This window comes from Streptomyces sp. NPDC055287, assembly GCF_053646035.1.
Genome location: NZ_JBSHNE010000023.1, coordinates 68211 through 89149, shown reverse-complemented (window position 1 = coordinate 89149; position 20939 = coordinate 68211). Strand labels below are relative to the sequence as shown.

20 protein-coding genes and 2 pseudogenes are annotated in these 20939 nt (G+C 68.2%); 13 read left to right on the top strand and 9 right to left on the bottom strand.

The genetic code is table 11. The annotated features are described in order from the left end of the window. Nucleotides 1-396 precede the first annotated feature (396 nt). Nucleotides 397-546, bottom strand: coding sequence for a hypothetical protein (locus tag ACWIHY_RS28325; RefSeq protein WP_454378595.1), 150 nt, complete (start codon nucleotides 544-546; stop codon nucleotides 397-399). A gap of 287 nt (nucleotides 547-833) precedes the next feature. Here ACWIHY_RS28325 and ACWIHY_RS28320 point away from each other — a divergent pair, with 287 nt between their 5' ends. The 3 genes from ACWIHY_RS28320 (at nucleotide 834) to ACWIHY_RS28310 (ending at nucleotide 3894) form a co-directional block, all read left to right on the top strand. Beyond that, complete coding sequence (locus ACWIHY_RS28320) at nucleotides 834-1370, top strand: GNAT family N-acetyltransferase (protein ID WP_454378594.1); 537 nt, start codon at nucleotides 834-836, stop codon at nucleotides 1368-1370. A gap of 233 nt (nucleotides 1371-1603) precedes the next feature. After that, the gene (locus tag ACWIHY_RS28315) at nucleotides 1604-2806 is read left to right on the top strand and encodes an NAD(P)/FAD-dependent oxidoreductase (RefSeq protein ID WP_454378593.1); all 1203 of its coding nucleotides are present in this window, start codon (nucleotides 1604-1606) and stop codon (nucleotides 2804-2806) included. 191 nt (nucleotides 2807-2997) lie between these two features. Next, entirely contained in the window at nucleotides 2998-3894 is an 897-nt protein-coding gene (locus tag ACWIHY_RS28310; protein WP_454378592.1) for an RNA polymerase sigma-70 factor, read from the top strand. A gap of 234 nt (nucleotides 3895-4128) precedes the next feature. On the opposite strand, the gene ACWIHY_RS28305 is transcribed toward ACWIHY_RS28310, so the two are convergent. Further along, nucleotides 4129-4728 carry a DUF998 domain-containing protein gene (locus ACWIHY_RS28305; protein WP_454378591.1) on the bottom strand — a complete coding sequence of 200 codons (600 nt, stop codon included), beginning with the start codon at nucleotides 4726-4728 and terminating at the stop codon, nucleotides 4129-4131. 675 nt (nucleotides 4729-5403) lie between these two features. Here ACWIHY_RS28305 and ACWIHY_RS28300 point away from each other — a divergent pair. Continuing rightward, entirely contained in the window at nucleotides 5404-6462 is a 1059-nt protein-coding gene (locus ACWIHY_RS28300) for a VWA domain-containing protein (protein ID WP_454378590.1), read from the top strand. 263 nt (nucleotides 6463-6725) lie between these two features. On the opposite strand, the pseudogene ACWIHY_RS28295 reads toward ACWIHY_RS28300, so the two are convergent. Together ACWIHY_RS28295 and ACWIHY_RS28290 are read right to left on the bottom strand one after the other, a co-directional pair. Next, nucleotides 6726-6941 (bottom strand): annotated as a pseudogene (locus tag ACWIHY_RS28295) (IS5/IS1182 family transposase); the annotation flags it as partial. A gap of 530 nt (nucleotides 6942-7471) precedes the next feature. Further along, complete coding sequence (locus tag ACWIHY_RS28290; protein WP_454378588.1) at nucleotides 7472-8341, bottom strand: LysR family transcriptional regulator; 870 nt, start codon at nucleotides 8339-8341, stop codon at nucleotides 7472-7474. Between the two features lie 143 nt (nucleotides 8342-8484). On the opposite strand from ACWIHY_RS28290, the gene ACWIHY_RS28285 reads away from it, so the two are divergent. After that, nucleotides 8485-9336 (top strand): EamA family transporter, encoded by an 852-nt coding sequence (locus ACWIHY_RS28285; RefSeq protein WP_454378606.1) that lies wholly within the window; start codon nucleotides 8485-8487, stop codon nucleotides 9334-9336. A gap of 338 nt (nucleotides 9337-9674) precedes the next feature. Here ACWIHY_RS28285 and ACWIHY_RS28280 read toward each other — a convergent pair whose 3' ends face one another. After that, complete coding sequence (locus ACWIHY_RS28280) at nucleotides 9675-10292, bottom strand: TOPRIM nucleotidyl transferase/hydrolase domain-containing protein (RefSeq protein WP_454378587.1); 618 nt, start codon at nucleotides 10290-10292, stop codon at nucleotides 9675-9677. Nucleotides 10293-10742: 450 nt separating this feature from the next. On the opposite strand from ACWIHY_RS28280, the gene ACWIHY_RS28275 reads away from it, so the two are divergent. Both ACWIHY_RS28275 and ACWIHY_RS28270 read left to right on the top strand, forming a co-directional pair. Then, entirely contained in the window at nucleotides 10743-10979 is a 237-nt protein-coding gene (locus ACWIHY_RS28275; RefSeq protein WP_454378586.1) for a hypothetical protein, read from the top strand. 353 nt (nucleotides 10980-11332) lie between these two features. Then, nucleotides 11333-11716, top strand: coding sequence for a hypothetical protein (locus ACWIHY_RS28270; protein ID WP_454378584.1), 384 nt, complete (start codon nucleotides 11333-11335; stop codon nucleotides 11714-11716). Nucleotides 11717-11827: 111 nt separating this feature from the next. Here the strand turns inward: ACWIHY_RS28270 and ACWIHY_RS28265 are convergent, their stop codons facing one another. From ACWIHY_RS28265 to ACWIHY_RS28255, 3 genes and pseudogenes are all read right to left on the bottom strand, one after another. Beyond that, a complete protein-coding gene (locus ACWIHY_RS28265; protein WP_454378582.1) occupies nucleotides 11828-12424 on the bottom strand; it encodes a dihydrofolate reductase family protein in 597 nt (198 codons plus the stop codon). Between the two features lie 714 nt (nucleotides 12425-13138). Further along, nucleotides 13139-13591: an iron chaperone gene (locus tag ACWIHY_RS28260; RefSeq protein ID WP_454378580.1), complete on the bottom strand. Its 453-nt coding sequence runs from the start codon at nucleotides 13589-13591 to the stop codon at nucleotides 13139-13141. A gap of 283 nt (nucleotides 13592-13874) precedes the next feature. After that, a pseudogene (locus tag ACWIHY_RS28255) lies at nucleotides 13875-14854 on the bottom strand (helix-turn-helix transcriptional regulator). A gap of 327 nt (nucleotides 14855-15181) precedes the next feature. Between ACWIHY_RS28255 and ACWIHY_RS28250 the strand changes: the two are divergent. The 6 genes from ACWIHY_RS28250 (at nucleotide 15182) to ACWIHY_RS28225 (ending at nucleotide 19844) form a co-directional block, all read left to right on the top strand. Further along, nucleotides 15182-15718 carry an NIPSNAP family protein gene (locus ACWIHY_RS28250; protein WP_454378578.1) on the top strand — a complete coding sequence of 179 codons (537 nt, stop codon included), beginning with the start codon at nucleotides 15182-15184 and terminating at the stop codon, nucleotides 15716-15718. Between the two features lie 422 nt (nucleotides 15719-16140). Further along, nucleotides 16141-17457 carry a peptidase gene (locus ACWIHY_RS28245; protein WP_454378577.1) on the top strand — a complete coding sequence of 439 codons (1317 nt, stop codon included), beginning with the start codon at nucleotides 16141-16143 and terminating at the stop codon, nucleotides 17455-17457. 221 nt (nucleotides 17458-17678) lie between these two features. Beyond that, on the top strand, nucleotides 17679-18581 hold the full coding sequence (locus ACWIHY_RS28240; RefSeq protein ID WP_454378576.1) for a YihY/virulence factor BrkB family protein: 903 nt from the start codon (nucleotides 17679-17681) through the stop codon (nucleotides 18579-18581). Between the two features lie 69 nt (nucleotides 18582-18650). Continuing rightward, entirely contained in the window at nucleotides 18651-19016 is a 366-nt protein-coding gene (locus ACWIHY_RS28235; RefSeq protein ID WP_454378574.1) for a hypothetical protein, read from the top strand. A gap of 1 nt (nucleotide 19017) precedes the next feature. Beyond that, a complete protein-coding gene (locus ACWIHY_RS28230) occupies nucleotides 19018-19191 on the top strand; it encodes a hypothetical protein (RefSeq protein ID WP_454378573.1) in 174 nt (57 codons plus the stop codon). A gap of 521 nt (nucleotides 19192-19712) precedes the next feature. Further along, nucleotides 19713-19844: a hypothetical protein gene (locus tag ACWIHY_RS28225; protein ID WP_454378571.1), complete on the top strand. Its 132-nt coding sequence runs from the start codon at nucleotides 19713-19715 to the stop codon at nucleotides 19842-19844. Between the two features lie 348 nt (nucleotides 19845-20192). Here ACWIHY_RS28225 and ACWIHY_RS28220 read toward each other — a convergent pair whose 3' ends face one another. Then, the gene (locus ACWIHY_RS28220; protein ID WP_454378570.1) at nucleotides 20193-20933 is read right to left on the bottom strand and encodes a lasso peptide biosynthesis B2 protein; all 741 of its coding nucleotides are present in this window, start codon (nucleotides 20931-20933) and stop codon (nucleotides 20193-20195) included. Between the last annotated feature and the right edge of the window lie 6 nt (nucleotides 20934-20939).

The window sequence follows — 20939 nt, the reverse complement described above, 5'->3', positions numbered from 1 at the left end:
GCAGGGGCGATCTGTCCGTCTCGGACTGAGGTGCTGGTGCTTCGCCTGACGGAGGGGCCTCGTGGGGGCGTCGTCCAGCGCGACCGCGAGTCCGCGAGCCGGGGATCGGCCGGCACGAGACGCAAGCAGGAGCGGCTCTCCACGGTCCGCTCTCATGAACATCTGCCTGAAGTACGGGCCGGCAGACGGCCGTGTGATCACCACCGAACGCGCCGAGGCAGGCGACGAGGCATAGGAGTGCCCCGACCGCTACATCTGCGTGCTGACCAGCAAGGAGGATGAGCGCGGTCGGCGAATCGCCATCAGCATGCCGGACTGAGCGAGCCTTTACCCATGCGGGCCCCACCTGCATCCGGCGGCCCGGCAGTTCATCGGCGCGGGCGGCGGTCAGTCCACTCAGGAGCCGACACCCCGCCTCTCGGGCTCTGCGGCAGAGGCGATCTCCTTGACCATCAGGACGCGCGTGTGCGGCTGCTCGGCCTCGACAGCCCTCTGCCAGCCCCGGCCCTCCCAGAACCGCAGCGCGTCCGCCCTGTCGGGCTCCACCAGAAGGTACGCGCTGCTGCTGCGGTGAACCCCACCACCGGGCGGGTGAGCAGCCTGGCGGTTGCACGTCGGTAGCGCGGCGCCCCTCCGGCACGCCCCCTCTGACGTTCGGGAGGACGACACGTGCGGCCTGCGTAGACGCATCTCGAGGGCCGGAGTTCGCCACGTCCGAGAGGGAGGCGAGGCCACTGTCGACCGGGAAGTCATGAGCATCCAGTCGAGCCGGTCTCGATGATCGGCTGAGCAACCGCTTGGCCAGTCCTCGGAGGAGAGATCATCATGTGAGGATGCCTGAGAACCAATCCGCTGCAGCACCGATCGTAGTGCGGCTCCCTCGGTACACGAAGACGGAGCAGAACGAGATCCTCGGCGACGGCGCTGATCCCTTCGGTGTTGCCGCGACCGGCTTGACCTGGCTGCCCAAGGAAGAACACTTCGGTGTCAGACATGGCGACCGGCTTGTGGCACACGCCGGCCTGCTACGGCTGCCTGTTGCGATCGGTGACGCCGAGACAGAGGTGGTGGGTGTCGGCGGAGTGGCCGTCGCACCCGACATGCAGGGCCAGGGGCTGGCTCGGATCGTCGTCACAGCGGCGCTTGACCACGCGCGCGCGATGGGTCCTCAGCACGCACTCCTGTTCTGCCGACCTCCTCTCGTGCCGCTGTACCAGCGTCTCGGATGGCACCCGCTCGACCAGGACGTACTCGTGGAACAACCCGAAAGCCGCTTGGTGACCATGCCGCTGCGGACCATGGTGAAGCCCCTGCACGACAACGCGTACTGGCCTCCAGAGCCAGTCCGTCTGTTCTCCCTCCCGATGTGACGGGCCCCTGCCGCACCGGTGTCACTTCTCGTCGGCACTTTTCGGCTCTGCCATCAGCAAGTGCCGCCCGAACTTGGCGACAAGCGGTGTCCGTTCTCGGAATACGAAGCCACAGGGGTCAGACCGGAACCCGTCCAGGCAGCCACATCTGTGGAGTGAGGTGCCTCACACGCTGTCACAGGGATCGACCAAGTGGTGTCTTGTGCCCGAACCCTTGAAGCGGAGGAGACATCATGACTGAGAACACCGATGTTGTCGTGATCGGCGGCGGATACGCCGGCGTCATGGCGGCCAATCGCCTGACGCGGCGCGGCGACGTGACGGTGACGCTGGTGAACCCGCGCCCGTCCTTCGTCCATCGGGTCCGCCTGCACCAACTGGTGGGCGGGTCCGACGCCGCGGTCGTCGACTACCGAGACGTACTGGCGGAAGGCGTCCGGCTGGTGGTCGACACCGTGGCACGGATCGACGCGGCCGGGCGCAGCGTGTCGTTGGCGACCGGTAGCACGGTCGGCTACGACTACCTGGTCTATGCGGTGGGCAGTGGCAGCGCCGACCCGCGCGTGCCCGGAGCGGCCGAGTTCGCCTACCCGATCGCCACCTTCGAGGAGGCGAGGCGGCTGCGGCCGGTCCTCGACGCCGCGCAGACGACAGCCGCGGTGACGGTGGTCGGAGCTGGTCCGACCGGCATCGAGACCGCCGCCGAGCTGGCGGAGAACGGCCGCGCCGTGACCCTGGTCTGCGGAGGGGTACTCGGCCCGTACCTGCACGCTCGGGGCCGACACTCGGTGGCCGGGCGGCTGGCCAGGCTCGGTGTGACCGTGCTCGACGGCCCCGACACGAAGGTGACGGCGGTGAGCCGCGACGCCGTGCGGCTCGTTGACGGCCGCGAGCTGCCGAGCGCGGTGACCATCTGGACGGCCGGATTCGGTGTGCCGGACCTGGGCGTGCGCAGCGGGCTGCGTACCGACGCCTTGGGCCGTCTGCTCACGGACGAGACGTTGACGAGCGTGGACGACGTACGCATCGTCGCGGCCGGGGACTCGGCGGCACCGTCAGGCCTGCCACTGCGGATGAGCTGCCAGGCCGCGATGCCTCTGGGCGCGCGGGCCGCCGACACGGTGCTCAGCCGGATCGCGGGTGAGCAGCCCTCGCCCCTCAACCAGCCGTTCGGCGCCCAGTGCATCAGCCTGGGCCGACGCGTCGGCATCTTCCAGTTCGCCCGCAACGACGTCGCGGTGTGGTTCCACATCGACGGTCGCCCTGGCGCGAGGCTCAAGGAGCTCGTGTGCAGGGGCATCGTCAAGCACCTGGCCGACGAGGCAGGCAAGCCCGGTTCGTACAGCTTGCACCGCATCTCAGGAGGTGCCAAGCGCCAACAGTTGCTGCAGGTCAAGCGCGGCGACGCGCCGGCCACCGCTGAACGGACAGCCTAGCCAGGCACTCGCGGCCGATCCGGTAGCCAACTCGGCGTGTCACAGCCGTGCTCCGAGTGGTGCCCCACTCCCGATCTCACCGAACGGATGGGTCAGAATCCAACGGCCACCAACGAAAAGGATCTTGCTGTGGACGCACGCTTGAAGGCCTTCGCCCACCAGGGCCGGCCGCGAAGGAGAGGGGTCGAGATATGAGCGATCACACCACTGACCCGGCGACCGAGACGTTCGTCGCCCACCGCAACCTGCTCTTCACCGTCGCCTACGAGATGCTCGGATCGGCGGCCGATGCCGAAGACGTCCTCCAGGAGACCTGGCTGCGGTGGGTCAAGGTCGACTTGGCGCCGGTGCGCGACCACCGCGCCTACCTGGTCCGGATCACGACCCGGCAGGCGCTCAACCGGCTGCGCACCATGAGCCGCCGCAAGGAGGCGTACGTCGGCTCCTGGTTGCCCGAGCCGCTGCTCACCGCGCCGGACGTGGCCGAGGACGTCGAGCTCGCCGAGAGTGTGTCGATGGCGATGATGCTCGTCCTCGAAACACTGTCGCCGACCGAGCGTGCCGTCTTCGTGCTGCGCGAGGCCTTCGACGTCGGCTACGACGAGATCGCTGCCGCCGTCGGCAAGAGCCCCGCGGCCGTGCGCCAGATCGCGCACCGTGCTCGCCGGCACGTCGATGCCCGCCGCCCTCGCCAGTCGGTTTCCGCCGCCGAGACCCGGGCGGCTCTGGAGTCGTTCCAGCGCGTACTCGAAACCGGGGACCCGCAGGGCCTCCTCGACGTGCTCGCCCCGGAAGTCGTCCTGGTGAGCGATGGCGGCGGCATCAAGCAGGCCGCGCTGCGGCCGATCACCGGCGCCGACAAAGTGGCCCGCTTCATGGTCGGTGGTCTCGGCAAGAACAAACGCCCGATCACCGTCGCTCCCACCGTGGTCAACGGCAACCCCGCACTCCTCGTACACCTGGACGGCGAGATCGACGGCATCATGGCGATCCAAATCGAGGACGCCCGCATCACCGGCCTCTACTACGTCCGCAACCCCGAGAAGCTGTCCCGCGTCGCATCCGAAACGCCGCTCACCCTTCGATAAACGCGCGGTGCGAGTGCGCCACTTGGTGGTCAGGTGCAGCGCTGAACCCCGTACGGTTCGCCTCGCATCACAGCATCGCCTGTAAGAACACACCGAGCTCGCTTTGCTGCATGGCTTTGCGCTCCCCAGCTATGACTGGGAGCGCAAAGCCATTTTCACAAGCAGCGCCAGGCGCCCCCGTAGCAGGCTGTGAACGCCCACTCGGTCTGACAGAGCGGTCTCTCTTCCCCCGGATCACTGCGAAGGTCCATCGTTGTCGGAATGACTGAGGCAGGAGGCGACGACTACCAAGGGCCACAGGGACTGAATACATGTCACAAGGCGTTCAGCAACACCAGCAGCACCGTGACGGTGCATTTCGATGAGGAACCAGCCTGCACCGACGCCCATCAGAACGGTCACCATGGTGGAGGGCACGGGCCGTAGTCCCCATGGTGCGGTTCCGCCGCGATCGGCAGCCAGGACCGGCCACACCGCCAGCAGAGTAAAGCCGACCGCGACGACTGATCCGTGGATCAGGGACCCCCCACTGCTCGGCACCGGGAGCAGAGCCACCACCAACGCCACCGCTCCACCCCCTCCCAGCGCCACACGTCCGGCGAACGCAGCTGCGCGCAGCCCCCAGGCGGTAACCAGGTGGCAGACGCCCAGGCCGAAGAAGGCTCCGGTCATCACCCAGAAGCCCGCAGCCCCGTAGGCCCCCAGGACGCTGATCGTCTGAGTGACGGGATCGTAGGCGGGCCCCTCCAGTAGTGCCGCGATCGTCCAGCCCCCGATCAACAGGAGGGGGGCACACCCCGACGAAAACAGGGCCCACCTGGGTACAGCTCGCATCAGCCCACCGTAAGGCGCTCGATCATTCCTCCGCGCGCGCACGCAGGCGGGTGGAGCCCGAATGTGCCTGTGTCGACCGGAACGCAACCCGGGTGGCCGATGGTGGGTCGCCCCTGAATTAGGTGAGCAACCGTAGGACTGGCCCCAGCCGGTGCCGGCGCTTCCCCCTAATTCCGGCGGGTGGTGCGGCCAATCAGCTGAACGGTGCACCAGCAGCCCCGGCGCCGGGCGCCGCGCGATGTGCGGTCTTCGGAGTCCGAGGGAGCCACTGACGGCACGAATCCGACCGACACGGCAAGTCGGGGACCGAAGATCCACCTGATCACCGACAGGAACGGAGCTGCCGCTGGTCCACCGCCGCCACGTCCGCCTCTACAGCTGGGCCGATGGTCCGACATCGCCGCGCACTACGCGACGGACCCCGACGAGCCCTCGACCTCTACGGCACTCTTGCGCTGCTACGCGGTCAAGCAGTTCGCGAGGCGTGAGGAAGGAGGCGGGGAAGGTTCACCCTGTGCAGGCCGTGTTCCCGACACGGGCGTCGGCTCTCACCGCTGCCTCCCGCCCGGGGTCCGCTGCGGGGTCAGGCGGGTGATCGTCCCTCAAGCTCCGTTGTCAGTGCCTCGCCATAGTGTGGAGGCATCACTCGGGGAGCCTCGGAGAAGGAGCAGAATCGTGTCCGCCAACAAGATCCAGCACAAGGTGAATCACGTCGCGCTGGTAGTGGACTGTTCGGGTTCCATGCATCAGCACCAGAGTCAACTCATCCGCGTCGTCGACGAGTTCGTGGCGGGATTGAAGGCCGAGTCGGACAGCCTCGGTCATGAGACCCGGATCAGTCTCTACTCCTTCGACCATAAGGTGGAGAACCTGGTCTGGGACATGGACGTGAAGCATCTGCCGTCCATGCGGGGTCTGTACAAGGTCAACAATGGCGCTACGGCCCTCATCGAAGCCTCTCTGAAGTCCCTGGACGACCTGGGCCACATCTGGGAGGCGTACGGCGAACACAGTTTCCTCCAGATCGTGGTGACGGACGGCGAGGAGAACGCCTCCGGTGGCGACAGACGGCACGACGGCGACATGGCCATCCTCGGCCCCTGGCTCGATAAGATCGCGGCGAAGATGGGTGCGCTTCCTGGCCACTGGACTTCCGCGATCCTCGTTCCGAACTCGCTGGCCAAGCGAACCGCCCAGAACTACGGCTTCCCGGCCGGAAACATCGCCATCTGGGACGCGGATTCCCAGGAGGGTGTCGAGGAGGCGATCGGTACCGTGCGCGCTGCCGCCACCAGCTTCCTCCGTGGCCGCGAGCAGGGCGTGCGCGGCACGAAGAACCTGTTCGCGGTCGGCCAGGACATATCGGTCGACGACGTGCGAGCGAACCTCGAGCCGGTCCCGGCCGACAAATACCGACTCCTGAAGGTCGACACGGAGGTCGAGATTCGATCGTTCGTTGATTCGCACCCGGGTGTGACGTACGAACGCGGGTCGTGTTACTACCAGCTGGGCACCCGGGTTCAGGTTCAACCCGACAAGGAAGTCATCGTGGTCGAGAAGGACACTGACCGCGCATACACGGGCGACGCGGCACGCAGTCTTCTGTTCGGCAAGGGTATCCAGGGGACCGTCTCCGTGAAGGCGGGGCGTAATCCCAAGTTGGAGGTATACGTGCAGAGTCGTTCGGTGAACAGAAAGCTCAAGCCGAACACGCGGCTGCTCATCATGCTCTGAGATTCACGAGAAGGGCGTAGAGCAGGTGGTCCAGGACCAGTTGCGCAAGGTCGACCAGTCGTGGACCTCACCCGATGTCGGTTCCGCGAGCACGGTCGTGCACGGCTTGGCAGCCGTTCTGGCGGAGGTCGAGGCAAATCGCCCGGACCGGCTGCCCGTTGTGTCCATCCAGCTCGCAGACGTAGGCAGGGGCGGGGAACACCAAGGACCGTCCCGGAAATGACCGACGAGTGCAGTCTCGACCGCATGACTGGTGGCCAGCGATCTGTCCATGGCCTGCAGTCGTTGCGATCGCCCGGCTGGGGCCGGCCGACCACGGCGATCAGGCGGGTGTCGGCGTCGATGACGACCTGGTGGTTGGTGGAATACCGGTAGTTCGTGAACGGTTCGGTGATCGTCTGGTCCGGGGTGGGTACCAGGGTGCCGTCCGCGATGAGCACGGCGTCCTTCGCGAAGCGGCGTCGGGGATGGAGCGAGAGCGCACTAGTCCGCGGGCGGTACGGTCCGGGCATGGAGTGTCCCAGCCGGACATGGTGGCCCCGGCGGCCGATGCTGTCGTCAATCGACGCGCTCACGCATCGTGCCCGGTGACAAGCATGCCGGCGTAAGCGACCACAGATCAGACGATGGTGACCTCCAGGTTGAGGCGGAGGGGGCGCCGGGTTGAGATTTCGGCGTCCTGACCTTCCGCGACGCCGATGGACCGAGCCCCGGCCGTCAGCAGTCCCGCCACCGGCATGACCGGGCGGCTGGAGGCGATCGTAGGTAGTCAGGGAACGGGGCACACACCGGCAACACGGGGGATCCTGAGGACAGGAATGCCGCGCTCACGCACCTCATCGACGTTTTCGCAGCACTGGCCGGGTCTACCCTCACCCTTCGTCTTCCAGCGGCACATCGCCCGGCGGATCGAAAGGTTCACCCGAAACAAACTCGTATCTGATCATTTGTCAGACACGCGGGGTGTCACCTCGGCCGCCCGCAATGAGCGTTGACGTCTTCTGGGGGGTCAAGCGGTTTCGCGGTAGAGGTCGGTGAGCAGGGCGATGGCGGCGTGGGTGGCGGGGTGGGGGTCGTGCCGTCGCCAGAAGAGGTGGACGGGGACGGGGTCGGCGTCGCGCAGGGGGCGGTAGGTGATGCCGTCGCGGCGGTACTGGGTGGCGGTGGCCTGCGGGGTGACGCCGACGCAGCGGCCGGTGGCGATGGCAGCGAGCCAGTCGTCGATGTCGTGGGTGTACTCCACTGCGGGGCGGGCGCCTTCGGGCCACAGATCCAGGCTGGTGGTGCCGGTGCGGCGGTCCACCACCAGGGTGCGCTCGCAAATCTCTTCCAGGCGGATGCTGCGGCGTTTGGTCCACGGGTCGTCGGAGGCGAGGGCGAGGCAGCGGCGTTCCTGGCCGACGAGAGCGTGGTCGTAGCGACGGGTATCGGTGGGGGTGCGGAGGACGGCCAGGTCGCACAGGCCCTCGGCGAGGCCGGCGGTGGGTGTGTTGTGGCGGATCAGGTGGAGTTCGACGTCGGGGTAGCGGTCGTGCCAGCGACGCTGGAACTCGGCGGTGTGGCGGCCCATCGCGGACCAGGCGTGACCGATGTGCAGCCGCGTGTGGCCGGTGGTGGCCTGGTGGACCAGTTCGTCGGTCTCGGCCAGCAGGTGGCGGGCGCGGGCGAGGACCTGCACGCCGGCGGTGGTGGGGGTGACGGTGCGGCTCGTGCGGTGCAGTAGTCGCACGCCGAGGATCCGCTCCAGCGCGAGCAGCGTGCGCGAGACCGCGGCCTGGGAGAGACCCAGTTCGATCGCAGCGTCGGTGAAGCTGCCCGTGTCGACGATCGCGACCAGGCAGCGCAGGTGCCGCAGCTCCAGCTCCGAATGACCATCCATGCGTCTAGGGTATAGGTGGGCCGTCGGATGCATTTTGCGTATGTGTCGGCGTGGCAAATGGTCATGCCATGTCAATCGAAGTTCGCGTAGAGCCGACGACCGCCCCGGCGCAGCCGTCGCCCCGGTGGTCCGGGATGGCGCTGATGGTGGGCAGCGGCCTGTCCAACCAAGTCGGGGCGTCGGTCGCCGCGCTTGCCTTCCCGGTGCTGGGTCCGGTGGGAGTGGTGGCGGTGCGCCAGTGGGTGGCCGCCGTGGTACTTCTGAGCGCCGGCCGGCCGAAACTGCGTGCGTTCACCGCCGCGCAGTGGTGGCCGGTGCTGGGGCTGGCCGCAGTCTTCGCGGTCATGAACCTGACGCTGTACATGGCAATCGACCGGATCGGGCTCGGCCTCGCGGTCACTCTGGAGTTCCTCGGCCCCCTCACCGTGGCGCTGGCGAGCTCCCGCCGCCGTACCGACCTTGCGTGCGCTCTCGCCGCCGCGGCGGCCGTGGTGGTCCTCGTCCGCCCGCGGCCCAGCACCGACTACCTCGGCATTGGCCTGGCCGTGATCGCCGCCGTCTGCTGGGGCTGCTACATCCTGCTCAACCGCACCGTGGGCGAGCGCCTGCCCGGGCTGCAGGGATCGGCAGCCGCCGCGGCCGTCTCCGGCCTGCTCTACCTGCCCGTCGGCGCCTCCGCCCTGTGGCTCCACCCGCCCACCACGGGCGCCCTGCTGTGCGCGCTGGCCGCCGGCGTGCTGTCCTCCGCGGTGCCGTTCCTCGCCGACCTGCTCGCGCTGCGCCGCATACCTGCCCACTTCTTCGGGGTCTTCATGAGCGTCAACCCGGTGTTCGCCGCCCTGGTCGCCCTGCTCGTCCTCGACCAGCACCTCGATGTGGCATCGTGGCTGGCCATCGCCGTGATCGTCACCGCCAACGCCGCCGTCGTGGGCACCGCCGCCCTCTCTGAGAGTGCTCTGCGTGTGGTGTGGCGTCGCGCGCGGCCCTCTCGTTAGGACCGTCGCGGTTCTGACAGGCCATCTCAGGCGGCCGGGTCGGCAGTCCGTTGTAGTGGGAATCGTTGAGCGGCTGGTGCCGGACGAGTTGTGCGAGCCGTTCGTACGGGTGGTGCCAGAGGCTCCGCCCCGCCCTCACCAAGCCCAGGATTGGGAAGAGTTGCACCGCCTGGGTCCTCGACGAAACCCGGTTCCCGCGGCTCGGTGATGCTTCGGACCCTCAAAAGGGGGATCTGACCGGTCCGTATGTTCCGGATGCCTCCCGGCTACTACGCGTGTTCAGCAAGATCCGTACGCTCGCTCAAGTTCTTCTGCCGGAGATTGATGTCGCCCAGCGGTCACAGGGTCGTGAGCAGGCCGTCGAGTGGGGCGGGTATGCGGTCGGGGTCGAGGGCCTCGACGAGGACGCGGCCGTAGCGGATCTTGCGTCCTTTCTTCGTGCCGAGGAAGCGCCGCAACTGCTGCTGCGAGGTGCGGCCCTGCTGTGCGGGCTGGCGCAGGAAGGTCTGCAGGGCACGCAGGTCGCCCTCCGCCCGGACGAGCTCCTCAACCCGTGTCACGCCGAGGGCGCGAATGAGTTCGTCTTCCAGATCCGCCGCGCAGACGAAGAACCCTTGCTGTGCGCCACTGACCCGCTCCAGGCCGCGGGCGTAGTAACGACGCTCCGCCTCGTCGCACAAGCCCGTGAGGCGGAGGTCCAGGCCAAGTGGCCCGAGGAGGCGAGCGAAGCGCCCGATGCTCATCGCACCGCCCATCGGCAGGACGCAGACCCCTTCGGCCGCAAGGTTCCGGCCGCGGCGCGCGGCCAGCGCGCTGACCGCTGCGGCGTCGCTCGGCCCTTCGAGCAGGACGACTGTCCGTACGGGCAGCCGCGCGGCCAGCTCGTGCGCGGGGCCGCCGGGCCCGCCGGCCGCCCACGCGGTGACCGCCTCCCGGAATGCCTCCATGTCAGCCATGAGGACGAGTCTCCACCCTTTCCGGCCACCAAGGTAGGGAATTTCGCCGGCGCGACGATCGACCGTGAGCAGTCGGGCCCGACGGCCCGACGAACTACGTTCTTACGACCGCGTCAGGGGCTGCCGCCGGTCTTCCTGCGCGGGGTCGAGCCTACTGCCCCCAGTTTCAGCGCAGGCTTGGTCGGCCTGCCGCAGGACCTCCCCCGACACGGGCATCGGAGAACGCCGCTACCTCTTGAGGGTTGCCTTCGGCTTGCGTACGAAGGTCCTCGACATGGCAAACACCGCCGGGACGACCACGGCCCGTTGCCCTGCCGACCTCACGCTGAAGAAGGGCACCGAGGCCGTATGCATGAGCACATTTGAGGCCTGAAGGTCGAGTGGGACGCCCTTGTGGGCGAGTCGACGGACCTCCACGGAAAGTCTGTGCAGTGGAGCGCTGAACCTCGCATGGGAATCCTCACGCGGGACGGCGCCGCCAACGCGGTCTACGGCTGCTACCTGCACGACCTTGTGCGCTGCAGCAACATTCCGCCGGCCGTGCTCGTCCCCGTGCACGGCAAGACGGACTACACCTGCCAGACCGTGCAGGACGGGAAGGCAGGCAAGCCCATGCCTGCCGAACCCAGCTTGGGTGGTCCGTGGTTCGCCTGTCGGCAAAGGGAGCTACACGCCTGTGTGGGCTGAGCGAGCAGCCGTCAGGCGCTGCGGGGGATAACGGACACCCCTGTCCGGTCGCAGCATCGCGCCACGGACCGGAGCCGGGCTGGTCGACTGCCTCCTGCTACGAGCTGCCTGCAAGCAACGCAGCCGTCTGTCCACCGACTACAGGGCAGCACAAGCGGAATCATGGACTTCGGCGGGACGACGAGTCCTGCCCAACGCCCCTCCGTGCAAGCCCCAGTGGGCCGCTTGGCGCTTCAGTTCGCACATCAGCGAGGGAGTTGCCCTGTTCGGGCCTTGAGCTGGGGCCTTCGCCCGGCAAACGGCCTCTCCGGCATGCCTCAGCCGACTGCCGAGCCCGCGGGCAGACTGTGCACATGCAGCTCCCCGCCGAAGCCGTTGCCGCCGTCGTGTTGATCGAGGTCGTAAGGATCTCCGCCCTCCCGAGCAAGCGGGGCGCCTCATATCCCGGCAGGGTTGTCGCCCACTGGGCCGGGAGCGAGGCCACCGACGCCCTGAGCTTGATCGAGAGCCTGCCCGGCAGCGAGCAGCACCGCTGCGGCTTCTCGCCAGGCTGGAGCGTTCGGGCGTACGAGGACTCCCTCGACCTGGCACTGTTCGAGGCGGCGTTCTGTTTCCGGTGCCACGAGGTCCGTATGCACGGAACGGCCGCGCCACCAGCGCTGGGCACGCAGTTCTTCGACGCGGACGCCCCTCCGGCCCAGGCCCTCCTGGCCCTCTTCCGCGCTGCGGCGCCGTAGCCGGCAGTGGAACCCGGACCGGCGTGACGGGAGAGGCGGTCGGCCGCCGGGACGGGCGTGACGCCACCTCGGCAGTCGCCCGAGAGTACCGGCCGAGAGATCGTCAGCCTACTACTTGACCTGGTAACGCAGGTGGGTGACGCCCGTGCCTTCGACCACCACCGTGGGCCCCTCGAACTGCACCGGCGTGCCGGCAAGCTCACCGAACAGTGTCTTCCCACCGCCCAGGACGACCGGTACCAGCTCGACGCCGACTTCGTCGAGCAGGCCGGCCTCCAGACACTGCCGGGCCATCTGCCCACCGTTGACCACCACATTCTTGTCCCCGGCCAACTCCTTCGCCTTGGCGACCGCCGCCTCGATGCCGTCGGTGACGAAGGCGAAGTTCTCGTCGTCCTCAGGACGGTCGTCCGGGCGTAGGTGGGTGAGCACGACCGTGGTCACGTTCATCGGGTGGCGGCCGCCCCAGGCGTTCGTCATGTCGTACAGGTACCGGCCGACGACCAGCGCACCCGTGTTCTCCCACTCCGGCCTGATCAGTTCGGCGCTCACGGCGGAGACCTGGAACGGCGGCACGTCGGGACTGGCCGACGGGATCTCGACATCGCCGTTGCCGTACCACTGGAACAGCAAGTCGAAGCCGCTCTCTTCCGGTCCGGCGATATAGCCGTCGAGGGACATCGTCGCCCCGGTGATGATCTTGCCCATCGGGTTGTCTCCTTCGTCGTCTGCGGGTGACGCCCTCGGCATCAGAACTGACGACAGTGAAACACCGCGATCCGGCTTGCTGAGCCCGCCACCCCGGGGGCCGGGTTTCAGCACTCACCCTGGCCACCCAGAACCCTCACGGGACGCCTGCCCGGATGGCCCGTTCGGGGCGCACACCTGGGCTTCGACCGGCCACAGCCCGGTCAGACACCCGCTGCAACAGCTGGCTCCCGAGAAGCGGCGGGCGAGCTCCGGCGATGTAAGGACGTTCTTCTCGCCCTGAACGATAAAAAAGGGGAGCTCGAGCTTCGTGCCGTCCGCCCAGTCGTCGAACCCGTCGGTGGCCTGGGTGATCTGCTCCGACAGGGCCATGCCCTTGACGAAGCGCGCCGGCTCGCGCAGCGAGTGCAGGGTACAGCGGCAAGAACCACAGGACTCCATGAAGTGCTCAGGTGCCAACTTGCGCCTGAGCGCCGTAGCTGGCCGGCACGGCCACCTACGGCGCTCAACGGGGATACGTACCGCTACGGCAGCACGGCAGGTCCTCTGGAGGGGGCAACGCCGCGAATGACACGGCCACGTCCGCCACACGATCCGGCTGTGCAGTCACCAGTCAGGCGTCGCCGCTCTCCCGATTCGCCCGGCCAGAACGAGCTCCAGGTCGCCGAGCACGTACAGAAGCGGTACGCCCGGCCCGTGCACCGGGTGAGCGCCTCAGCTCACCGCCTGCTTCACGAGCGCACTGATCCGCTCCTCGACCTCGGGCGTCACCTCGGTCAGGGCGAAACCGGCTGCCCACATCGCACCCACGTCCAGATTCGCCACGTCACTGAAGCCGAGCGTCGCGTAGCGCGCCTTGAACTTTTCCGCGCTCTGGAAGAAGCAGACGACCTTGCCGTCCAGCGCGTAAGCGGGCATCCCGTACCAGAGCTTCGGCGCGAGGACCGGGGCGCTGGCTGTGATGACGGCGTGGACGCGCTCGGCCATGATGCGGTCCGAGTCCTGCATCTCGGCGATCTTCGTGAGCACGTCTTGCTCCGCCTGCACCGCCTTGTCCGCGCGCGAGCTGCGGCGCGCTGCAGTCTTCACCTCTTTGGCGTGGTCCTTCATCGCGGCCCGCTCCTCGGCCGTGAAACCTTCGTACGTGCTGCTTTCGGTGCTGCTCATGGCAGATCTCCCCCTTGCGGATCTCTGTGCGCGGGATCTTGAGAGGGGACCTTATCCCGGTTCACCCGTGCCCTGCCTGCGGTTCTGGGGCCAACTACGGTGCTCAGTAACACGCTTGTGACTGAAAGTCCTAGGTGGCCCGATTGGCGAAGTAGAACGCTGGGTTTTGGCGGAGTCCACCGGGGAGCCCGGCGTACTGGCGCGTCCCACCTCCGGGCCCAGCCCACCCCGGTATCCAACTGGCAGCCACGTAGAACGCACCCCGGCGACGCGCGCTCCGGCGTCAGGTGAGTTCGTAGGCTCGGGCGAGTATCTCCACGGTGGCGGCCATGGCCTGGCGCAGTTCGGGTGGTGCAATGACCTCGACGTCTCCACCGAGGCGGAGCAGCTCGCCGCGGGCGTGCTCGGTGCCCTCGGTAGGGATGACCGCCTCGACCCATCCGTGGTCGCCGATGGCGGTCGCGGTGGAGTCGACAGCCCGCACCATCTCCGGGGGCACGTTGTCGGGCAGGCGTCGGCGTCCCCCGGGGAAAGACGGATGGTGGCTGTGCCGGTGTAGCGGCGTGCGTGGAAGTCTTTGAGGTAGGAGGCCCAGTACGCGCCCAGGTCGAAATCCTCCGGTCGGTCGAACCGCTCGTCGCCCAGTGCCGCGTCGAGGACCTGCGTGACCCGGTAGGTCGCGGTCCCCTGCTCCGTGACGGCCACGACGTACAAGGTTCCGGATTTGAGGACCAGGCCATAGGGGCAGAGGCGGCGATCCACTTCCTGCGGGGCACGCCAACGGCGGTGTCGCACATCCACCGTACGCCGCGTGAGTACCGCATCGACGAACAAGGGGAGATGCTGTCTGTTCAGGCTCTCGGTACCAGCCCGGGGCGTCCAGGTGGAATGTGGAATACCGTCGCGACCCGTGACGCTTCTTCGCGTAGTCCTGTCGGCAACGCGGCGAGCAGCTTCAGCCGGGCGGCCGTAACATCGGCCGCGAGCCCCAGATCGGCGGCGGGCCCGGGCGGTCCGGCGAAGAACAGTGCCCGGGCCTCGCCCTCGCTCATCCGGTCAGGCGGGTGCGGTATCCGTCGAGCAGCTGGTAGCCGCCCCCGCGGCCCGGCTCGGCGTAGTCCGGGACCCTGCGGACTGCAGGCGCGCCAGGTCACGGTAGGCGGTGCGCACGGACACGTTCAGCTCGTTGGCGCTTGCCCGCGCGGAGACACGGCCCCGCGATTGCAGCAGAAGACGAACTGAGAGCCGTCGACTGGCAGGCATGTGCGCATTCTCCTCGGAAACCCTGACAGAACCTGTCGCACAGTTCTCCTATCGTCTGTCCACGCCCGGATCCGATCCAACGAGCCGGGATCCCATCCACAGAGCACAGAACAGGAGTCCCACTGCGCCCACCGACATCGTCGGCCCGCCGCCTGCCGTGATCGAGCTCCGCCAGTACACGCTGCGTCCCCGTCGGCGCGACGAGCTCATCGAACTGTTCGACCGGGAACTCGTGGAAACCCAGGAAGAGGTGGGAATGAGCGTGCTCGGTCAGTTCCGGGACCTCGACGATCCGACCGCTTCGACTGGCTGCGCGGATTCCGGGACATGGCGACGCGTCATCGCGCGCTCACGGCCTTCTACGGAGGGCCCGCCTGGTCCGAGCACGGACCCCACGCGAACGACACCATGATCGACTCAGACGATGTCCTCCTGCTGCGCCCCGTGCCGGCCGGAAGCGGCTTCGCGGCATTCCCGCCCGCTCGGCCCCCGGTCGGTGCTCCGCCATCGGACCGGTTCGTGGCCGCCATCGTGTGGTCCTTCCCTCCCGGGCGGCACGACGGCATCGCACTGATCCGGGACGGCCTCCTCCCCGCGCTCCAGGAGACGGGGCCCGCGCCACTTGCTTTCCTGGCCACCGAGCCCGCGCACAATACGTTCTCCAGGCTGCCGGTCCGCACCGGTGAGAATGTCGCCGCGATCTTCACCTCGTACCCCGACGAGAATGCGCACCGTCGGCACCTCGCCGACGTGCAGGTCCATCCCCTGACGCGGGGTGAGGTCCTGCCGGCCATCGAACGAGAACGGACAGCAGCACCCCAGGCACTCCGCCTGACACCCGCTCGCTCATCTCCTGACTCCTGAGCCGACGAGCCCTGAGAAACGAACCGGAGTCGGCGGAGCCAGCCCCGGAAGAAGGTGGTCCGGTGCTGTCAGTTCAGGATCGCGTGCACGGAGACCTGCGGCGGGCACAGGCGCCGCTCGGGGCCCCGGCACAGCCGTGTGACGGCAGGGTGATCCGCGCGGTCGCGGACGGCGGGGAGCGGCCCGGGGAAATTGGCGCGTCCGCCCGGTTCACAGTGAGGGGCGTGTGCGAGTACCGGATCAGGAGTTCATCGCGACGAAGACGGTAGCCCGAAGTTGCGTCGTACATGCACCAGTTGCCCGCTCAGGCCGGTCGGAGTGATCTCCGTACAACCCTCCGGTCTCGCCAGAGGTCTGGCTTCTCGCAACTGCTTTCCGGCAGAACCTATTTGTTCGCCTACATGTAACCCAGAGGGAACCGTATGAAGAACGCCCTTACCCGCCGTCGCTCGCTGCGCGGTGGAGTCGGCGCGGCCGGTGCCGCTGCCCTGGTCGTGTTGGCGGCCGCCCCCGCCCTCGCGGACGAGGCCGGGCCGGACATGGCCGTCGGGAAGCTCGCTCCGACAACAGGGGTGAAGCCCGGCAGCAGCCCGGAGATACCGCTCTCGTTGAAAAACAGGGGCACTGGGCGGGCCGAGCGCGTCTGGGTGTACCTCCACGGCTCGGCGGGGCTGGACTTCGCCAAGCAGCACTCCAACTGCACATACGCGGAGTCTGGCGGCTACGACGAGATGCCGGACGGGTACGACGCCATCTGCGCCGTGGAGCAGGCACTGGAGCCCGGTGTGGTGTACGTGCCCGAGAAGGCACCGCAGTTCAACGTCCAGGACAGGGCACTGTACGAGAAGTTGAGCGTGTCGGTCCACCTTGAGTATCCGGGCTGGTCGGACCCCGACGGGACCGGCGACGAGGTGCAGGGCACAGGGCCGGCGCTCAAACTGGTCGAGCGGAAGGCGGCCGGCCCGAGCTCCGACGAGGGCTACAGCAGCGCGTCGGCGCACGCGCTCGTGACGGCGGACAACACGGCTGACTTCTCGCTGACCGGTGGCAAGCTGAAGGGCAAGGCGGGCGAGACGATCAACGCCTCGTTCCAGTTCGCCAACAAGGGCCCGGCCTGGGTCGACATGAACCGGGTGGTGAGCACCGGGGCGCTGACGATCAAGGTGCGGATTCCGGCCGGTACGACCGTGACAGAGGCGCCGCGCCCGTGCGAGAAGGTGAAGGCGGGCGAGTACGCGTGCATGAACCAGATGGGCTGGGTGAGTGAGGAGAGCGCCTGGCCCTACAACTTCCGCCTGAAGATCGCCAAGGTGATCCCGGGTGCGACGGGTACGGCGTCGTTCGTCAAGGCCGGGACGCCCTTCGACAAACACCCGGCGAACAACACGGCGGAGATCGTGCTCAACACCGAGTCGGGGACCACCAGCGGCGGTGCCGGAACCTCTGCCGCGGGGGGCTCCTCGGTCACCGGCGGCTCCGGCTCCTCGTCCCCGGGTGGCTCCACTGCGTCGTCCGGTGGCGGTTCGGATTCGTCGTCCGGCAGCAGCTCCGGCTCCGCGTCGTCGTCGGCCGGCGGTTCCTCCTCCTCGTCCACCGGTGGTTCGGGCGCCTCGACGGACGCCGGCGACCTGGCCGCCACCGGCGCGGACAACACCCTGCCCATCGCGGGCGCGGGAGCCGCCGCGCTGGTGGCGGGTGGCCTCCTCTACTTCGCGGTGCGCCACCGCCGCGCATCGTAAGGCCCGGCACAGAAGGGGGCAGCCAGGGGTCTCTCACCCCCGCCCTTGTGGCGAGGGGAGGGGGGCGGCACTGGCCACGACCGCCGCCGGGCCTCGGATTCGCCGCCGCGCCACGGCGTGCCAGCACCGTTGCCGGGCAGCAGGGAAGAGAGCCTGTCGACAGCCGTGCGACGAGGAAGCGGCAGAGGTGGGCGGCAGGGCCGGAACGGAGTGGTGGTTTCATGGCGGTCGGTGTCCCCGCAAGCGGTTCGGCGCGCGGTGGCGAGCGGGGTACGTACGCCAGAGCCCTGGCCCGTACGCCGATCGCTCTGTGGGAGGACGACCTCACCGACTGGGCGGCCGCGTTGACGTACTACGCGGTCCTGGCGGTCTTCCCGGCCCTCCTGGTGATCGTCTTCGCCATCGCGCTGCTCGGCACGGGCTCACCCCAGGAGGTCATCGCGCAGTTCGGCGCCTTCGTACCGCGGACCGCCCGCCCGGTTCTCGAACAGGCCCTGGGCAGCCGGCCGGAGGGGGCTTCGGGTCCCTGGCTGCTGGTCGTGCTCACCGGCGGCGCGGCGCTCTGGTCCTCCTCCAGCTATCTGGCTGTGTTCCGGCGGGCGCTGCACGCGATGTACGGCGTTGCGGACTGCCGTCCGGCGTGGCGGACACTGCCCGCCATCCTGCTCAGGGCGCTGACTGTCCTGGCGCTGCTGGTGAGCGGAGTGCTGACGCTGACCGCCACCGGACGGATCGCCCGGGCCATCGGCCGGGGGACGGGGACGGACCATCAGGCGGCGCTCGTGTGGGCCGGCTTGAAGTGGCCATTGCTGTTCCTGGTGGTCGTGGCCCTGGTTCTGCTGCTCTTCCGGTCCGGGCCGTCAGAGGCTCGAGGGCTGCGGCAGACGGTCGTCGGCGGGGCGCTGGCGGTGGTGCTGTGGCTCGTCGCCTCGGCGGGCTTCGCGTTCTACGCCTCGCACATCGCGACGTACAACCGTCTCTACGGTTCCCTGGCGGGTGTGGTGGCCTTTCTCGTCTGGCTGTGGGTGTCCCACGTCGTTCTGCTGGGCGGGGCGCAGTTCAACGCCGAACTCTCCCGGGACGGACGGCCGAAGAGGCCCGATCCCTGCTCTCCCCCGATGTGACGCGATGTGATGCGATGTGATGCGCACGTCATCACGGTTCACTCGGCCGCAACGGGCAACACGTGGGGCGTGACGACGGGCAGCGGCACGGCCGTGGGACGGGTGAGACCCCTCCTGCTGGTCTCACCCCTGTGGGCACGGATGGTGGGAACAGGTCTGCTGATCACAGGCCCGACCGCCACCCAGTGGACCCTGTCGGCGGAGGGCGATGTCAACGCCTGGTTCGCCGTGCATCACACCGGGCCGGCTACGGCGGTGTCCGAGTGGCTGACGCTCATCGCCTCCACCGAAAGCGTCGTCGGCGTCACCCTTGTCTGTGTCGTCGCGCTGGTCGTGCTGCCGTGTGTGCCGCGGTGGCGCGAGACGGTGTTCCTCGGCGCGTCGGTCGCGGGCGCAGTACGCGTGTGGCGCGCTGGGGGTCCACTGTGTCAGTGACGTGATCGGCGGCTGGTTCCTCGGTCTCGCCGTGGTCACCGCCACGGCTCTCGCCTTCGAAGCCTGGCGTACGGACATCGGCCGGCCGCTCACGACACCTACGCAGGGCCTGGAACCGGAGATCGCCGACGCAGACCGTCCCGTCGCACGCGGTGGGCGAACTCGGGCGCTCTGACCACGGCCGGACGGGGTGCGATGTGGCCACTTCATGAAGTTCATCGCGGGGCGCGAGCACCCTCGCCTTCAGGCGTGAAACCCGGGGCCAAGATTTTCTTCGGAGCCGGCATCGCTCCGCCGATCGCCAATTCGCTGTGCACGGAGGCGAGTTCTGGAAGAGCAAGGGCCGATCCGATGCCGTAGGGGCCGCACCGTGATGCCCGGTGTGCGGATTGACGCCCGTGCCTCGCGGGGGCGGGCTCGACGGCGAGGCCGGAGGCAGGTGTCGGCCACAGTACGTTCCGGCCTGCGCGCCTCATTCAATTTCCGCTTCCGGATTCGACGCCCGGAGCACATTACCGACGAATTGCAGAACCCTCGCTCCTCAAGTGCAATTCCACCTCGAGGAATGGTCCGCAGGGCGACGCCACGTCGCAGCCCGAGGTCTTGCCAGGCTGCGAAATGCAGAAGAAACTGTTGTCGCGGTGTTGCTTTTCGATCTACACTGCGCCGGCCCTCATCCCCGAAGGGAAATCCTCCGTGAACGTGAAAGCACGAATGACGATCCAGGGCAGCACGAACGTGAGCTGGACACGCGTCATCCAGGTCATCGTCATTACCATCCTGGTCGTCCTGGCCCTGGTGAACGAAGGAGTCACGCCCCTGATCTGATCGCTCACCGACCAGGTAGTTTCATGCTCTTGAGGGGTTGCCCGTTGCCGCGGGCGGCCCCTCAAGTCTTCGTTGTGCGCGTGTTGAGCATAGCGCTCCGCGTACTCCGAGGAAACCCTCGCCGACGAATTAGTGTGAAACCGATCGGTAGGCAGGTCCCGCAGTCTGCGGCGGCAGGTAATTCGAAGCAAGCTTTCATATATGTCTCTCCGTCGGCCGCGCGTGGGAGCGCGCAAACGATCGACTTCCGCGTATATCCGCTGGGGTTGACATTGAAATTGAACAGATAGCGGAACCAGGACGCCGGGTCGGCCTTCATTCTGCACAGCCGGGCGCGTCGCAGGGTTCTCAGAGCACCAGCACCCGTCGGAACGAGACGCGGTCGTCGGCTTCGAGATGCGTGACGGTCTCGCCGTCGATCTCCACCCAGGCGTGGAACCGGTACGGGTCGTCGGCACTGCCCAGGCACCAGTCGGCCGTGAGCCCGGCGAGCGCGAGCCCCAGCACCGTGCCGAGCGAGTGCTCCAGGCAGGCAGCTCGACCCGGATACGCGTCCCCGGCCCGATGGACGGCCGCGAGCACCGACTCGGCCTGGCGCTTCGTGGCCGGACGCAGGCGCGACCGTGGCCGCTTCAGTACGTCCACGGTGTGCGCGGGAACGCGGAAGGGAAGCCTCAGCAGCAGCAGCGCGAGGCTCAGCCCGATCCATCCGGCCGCCCTGAGCCACCGGACGCCGTCGGCCGGTGGCGCGCAGGCCGCCTGCCCGCCCGCCTCTTCCGTCCCCGCGTCAGGGGCCGCCTCTGCGACAGAGGTCCGGTCCTTCTCGGCGGCGACGAGGCCGCGTTCGACCAGGTCGCCGGCGAGCCTTTCGGCATCCAGCCGTACGTGGTCGTATCGCACCCCGGGGAAACGGTCGGCGACGGCCTTTACACCGGTGTCGAAATCACCGGTACGGCGCCATTCCTCCCAGAGGTCGCGTGCGGTGCCGTTCATCGCGTACCACTGTCCGGACCGGGCGTTGAAGAGCACAGTCCCGCCGTGCGGTGCCTCGTCGGCGTGAACGTGCTGGGGAATCCGGAGCTCGGTCACGAGCTG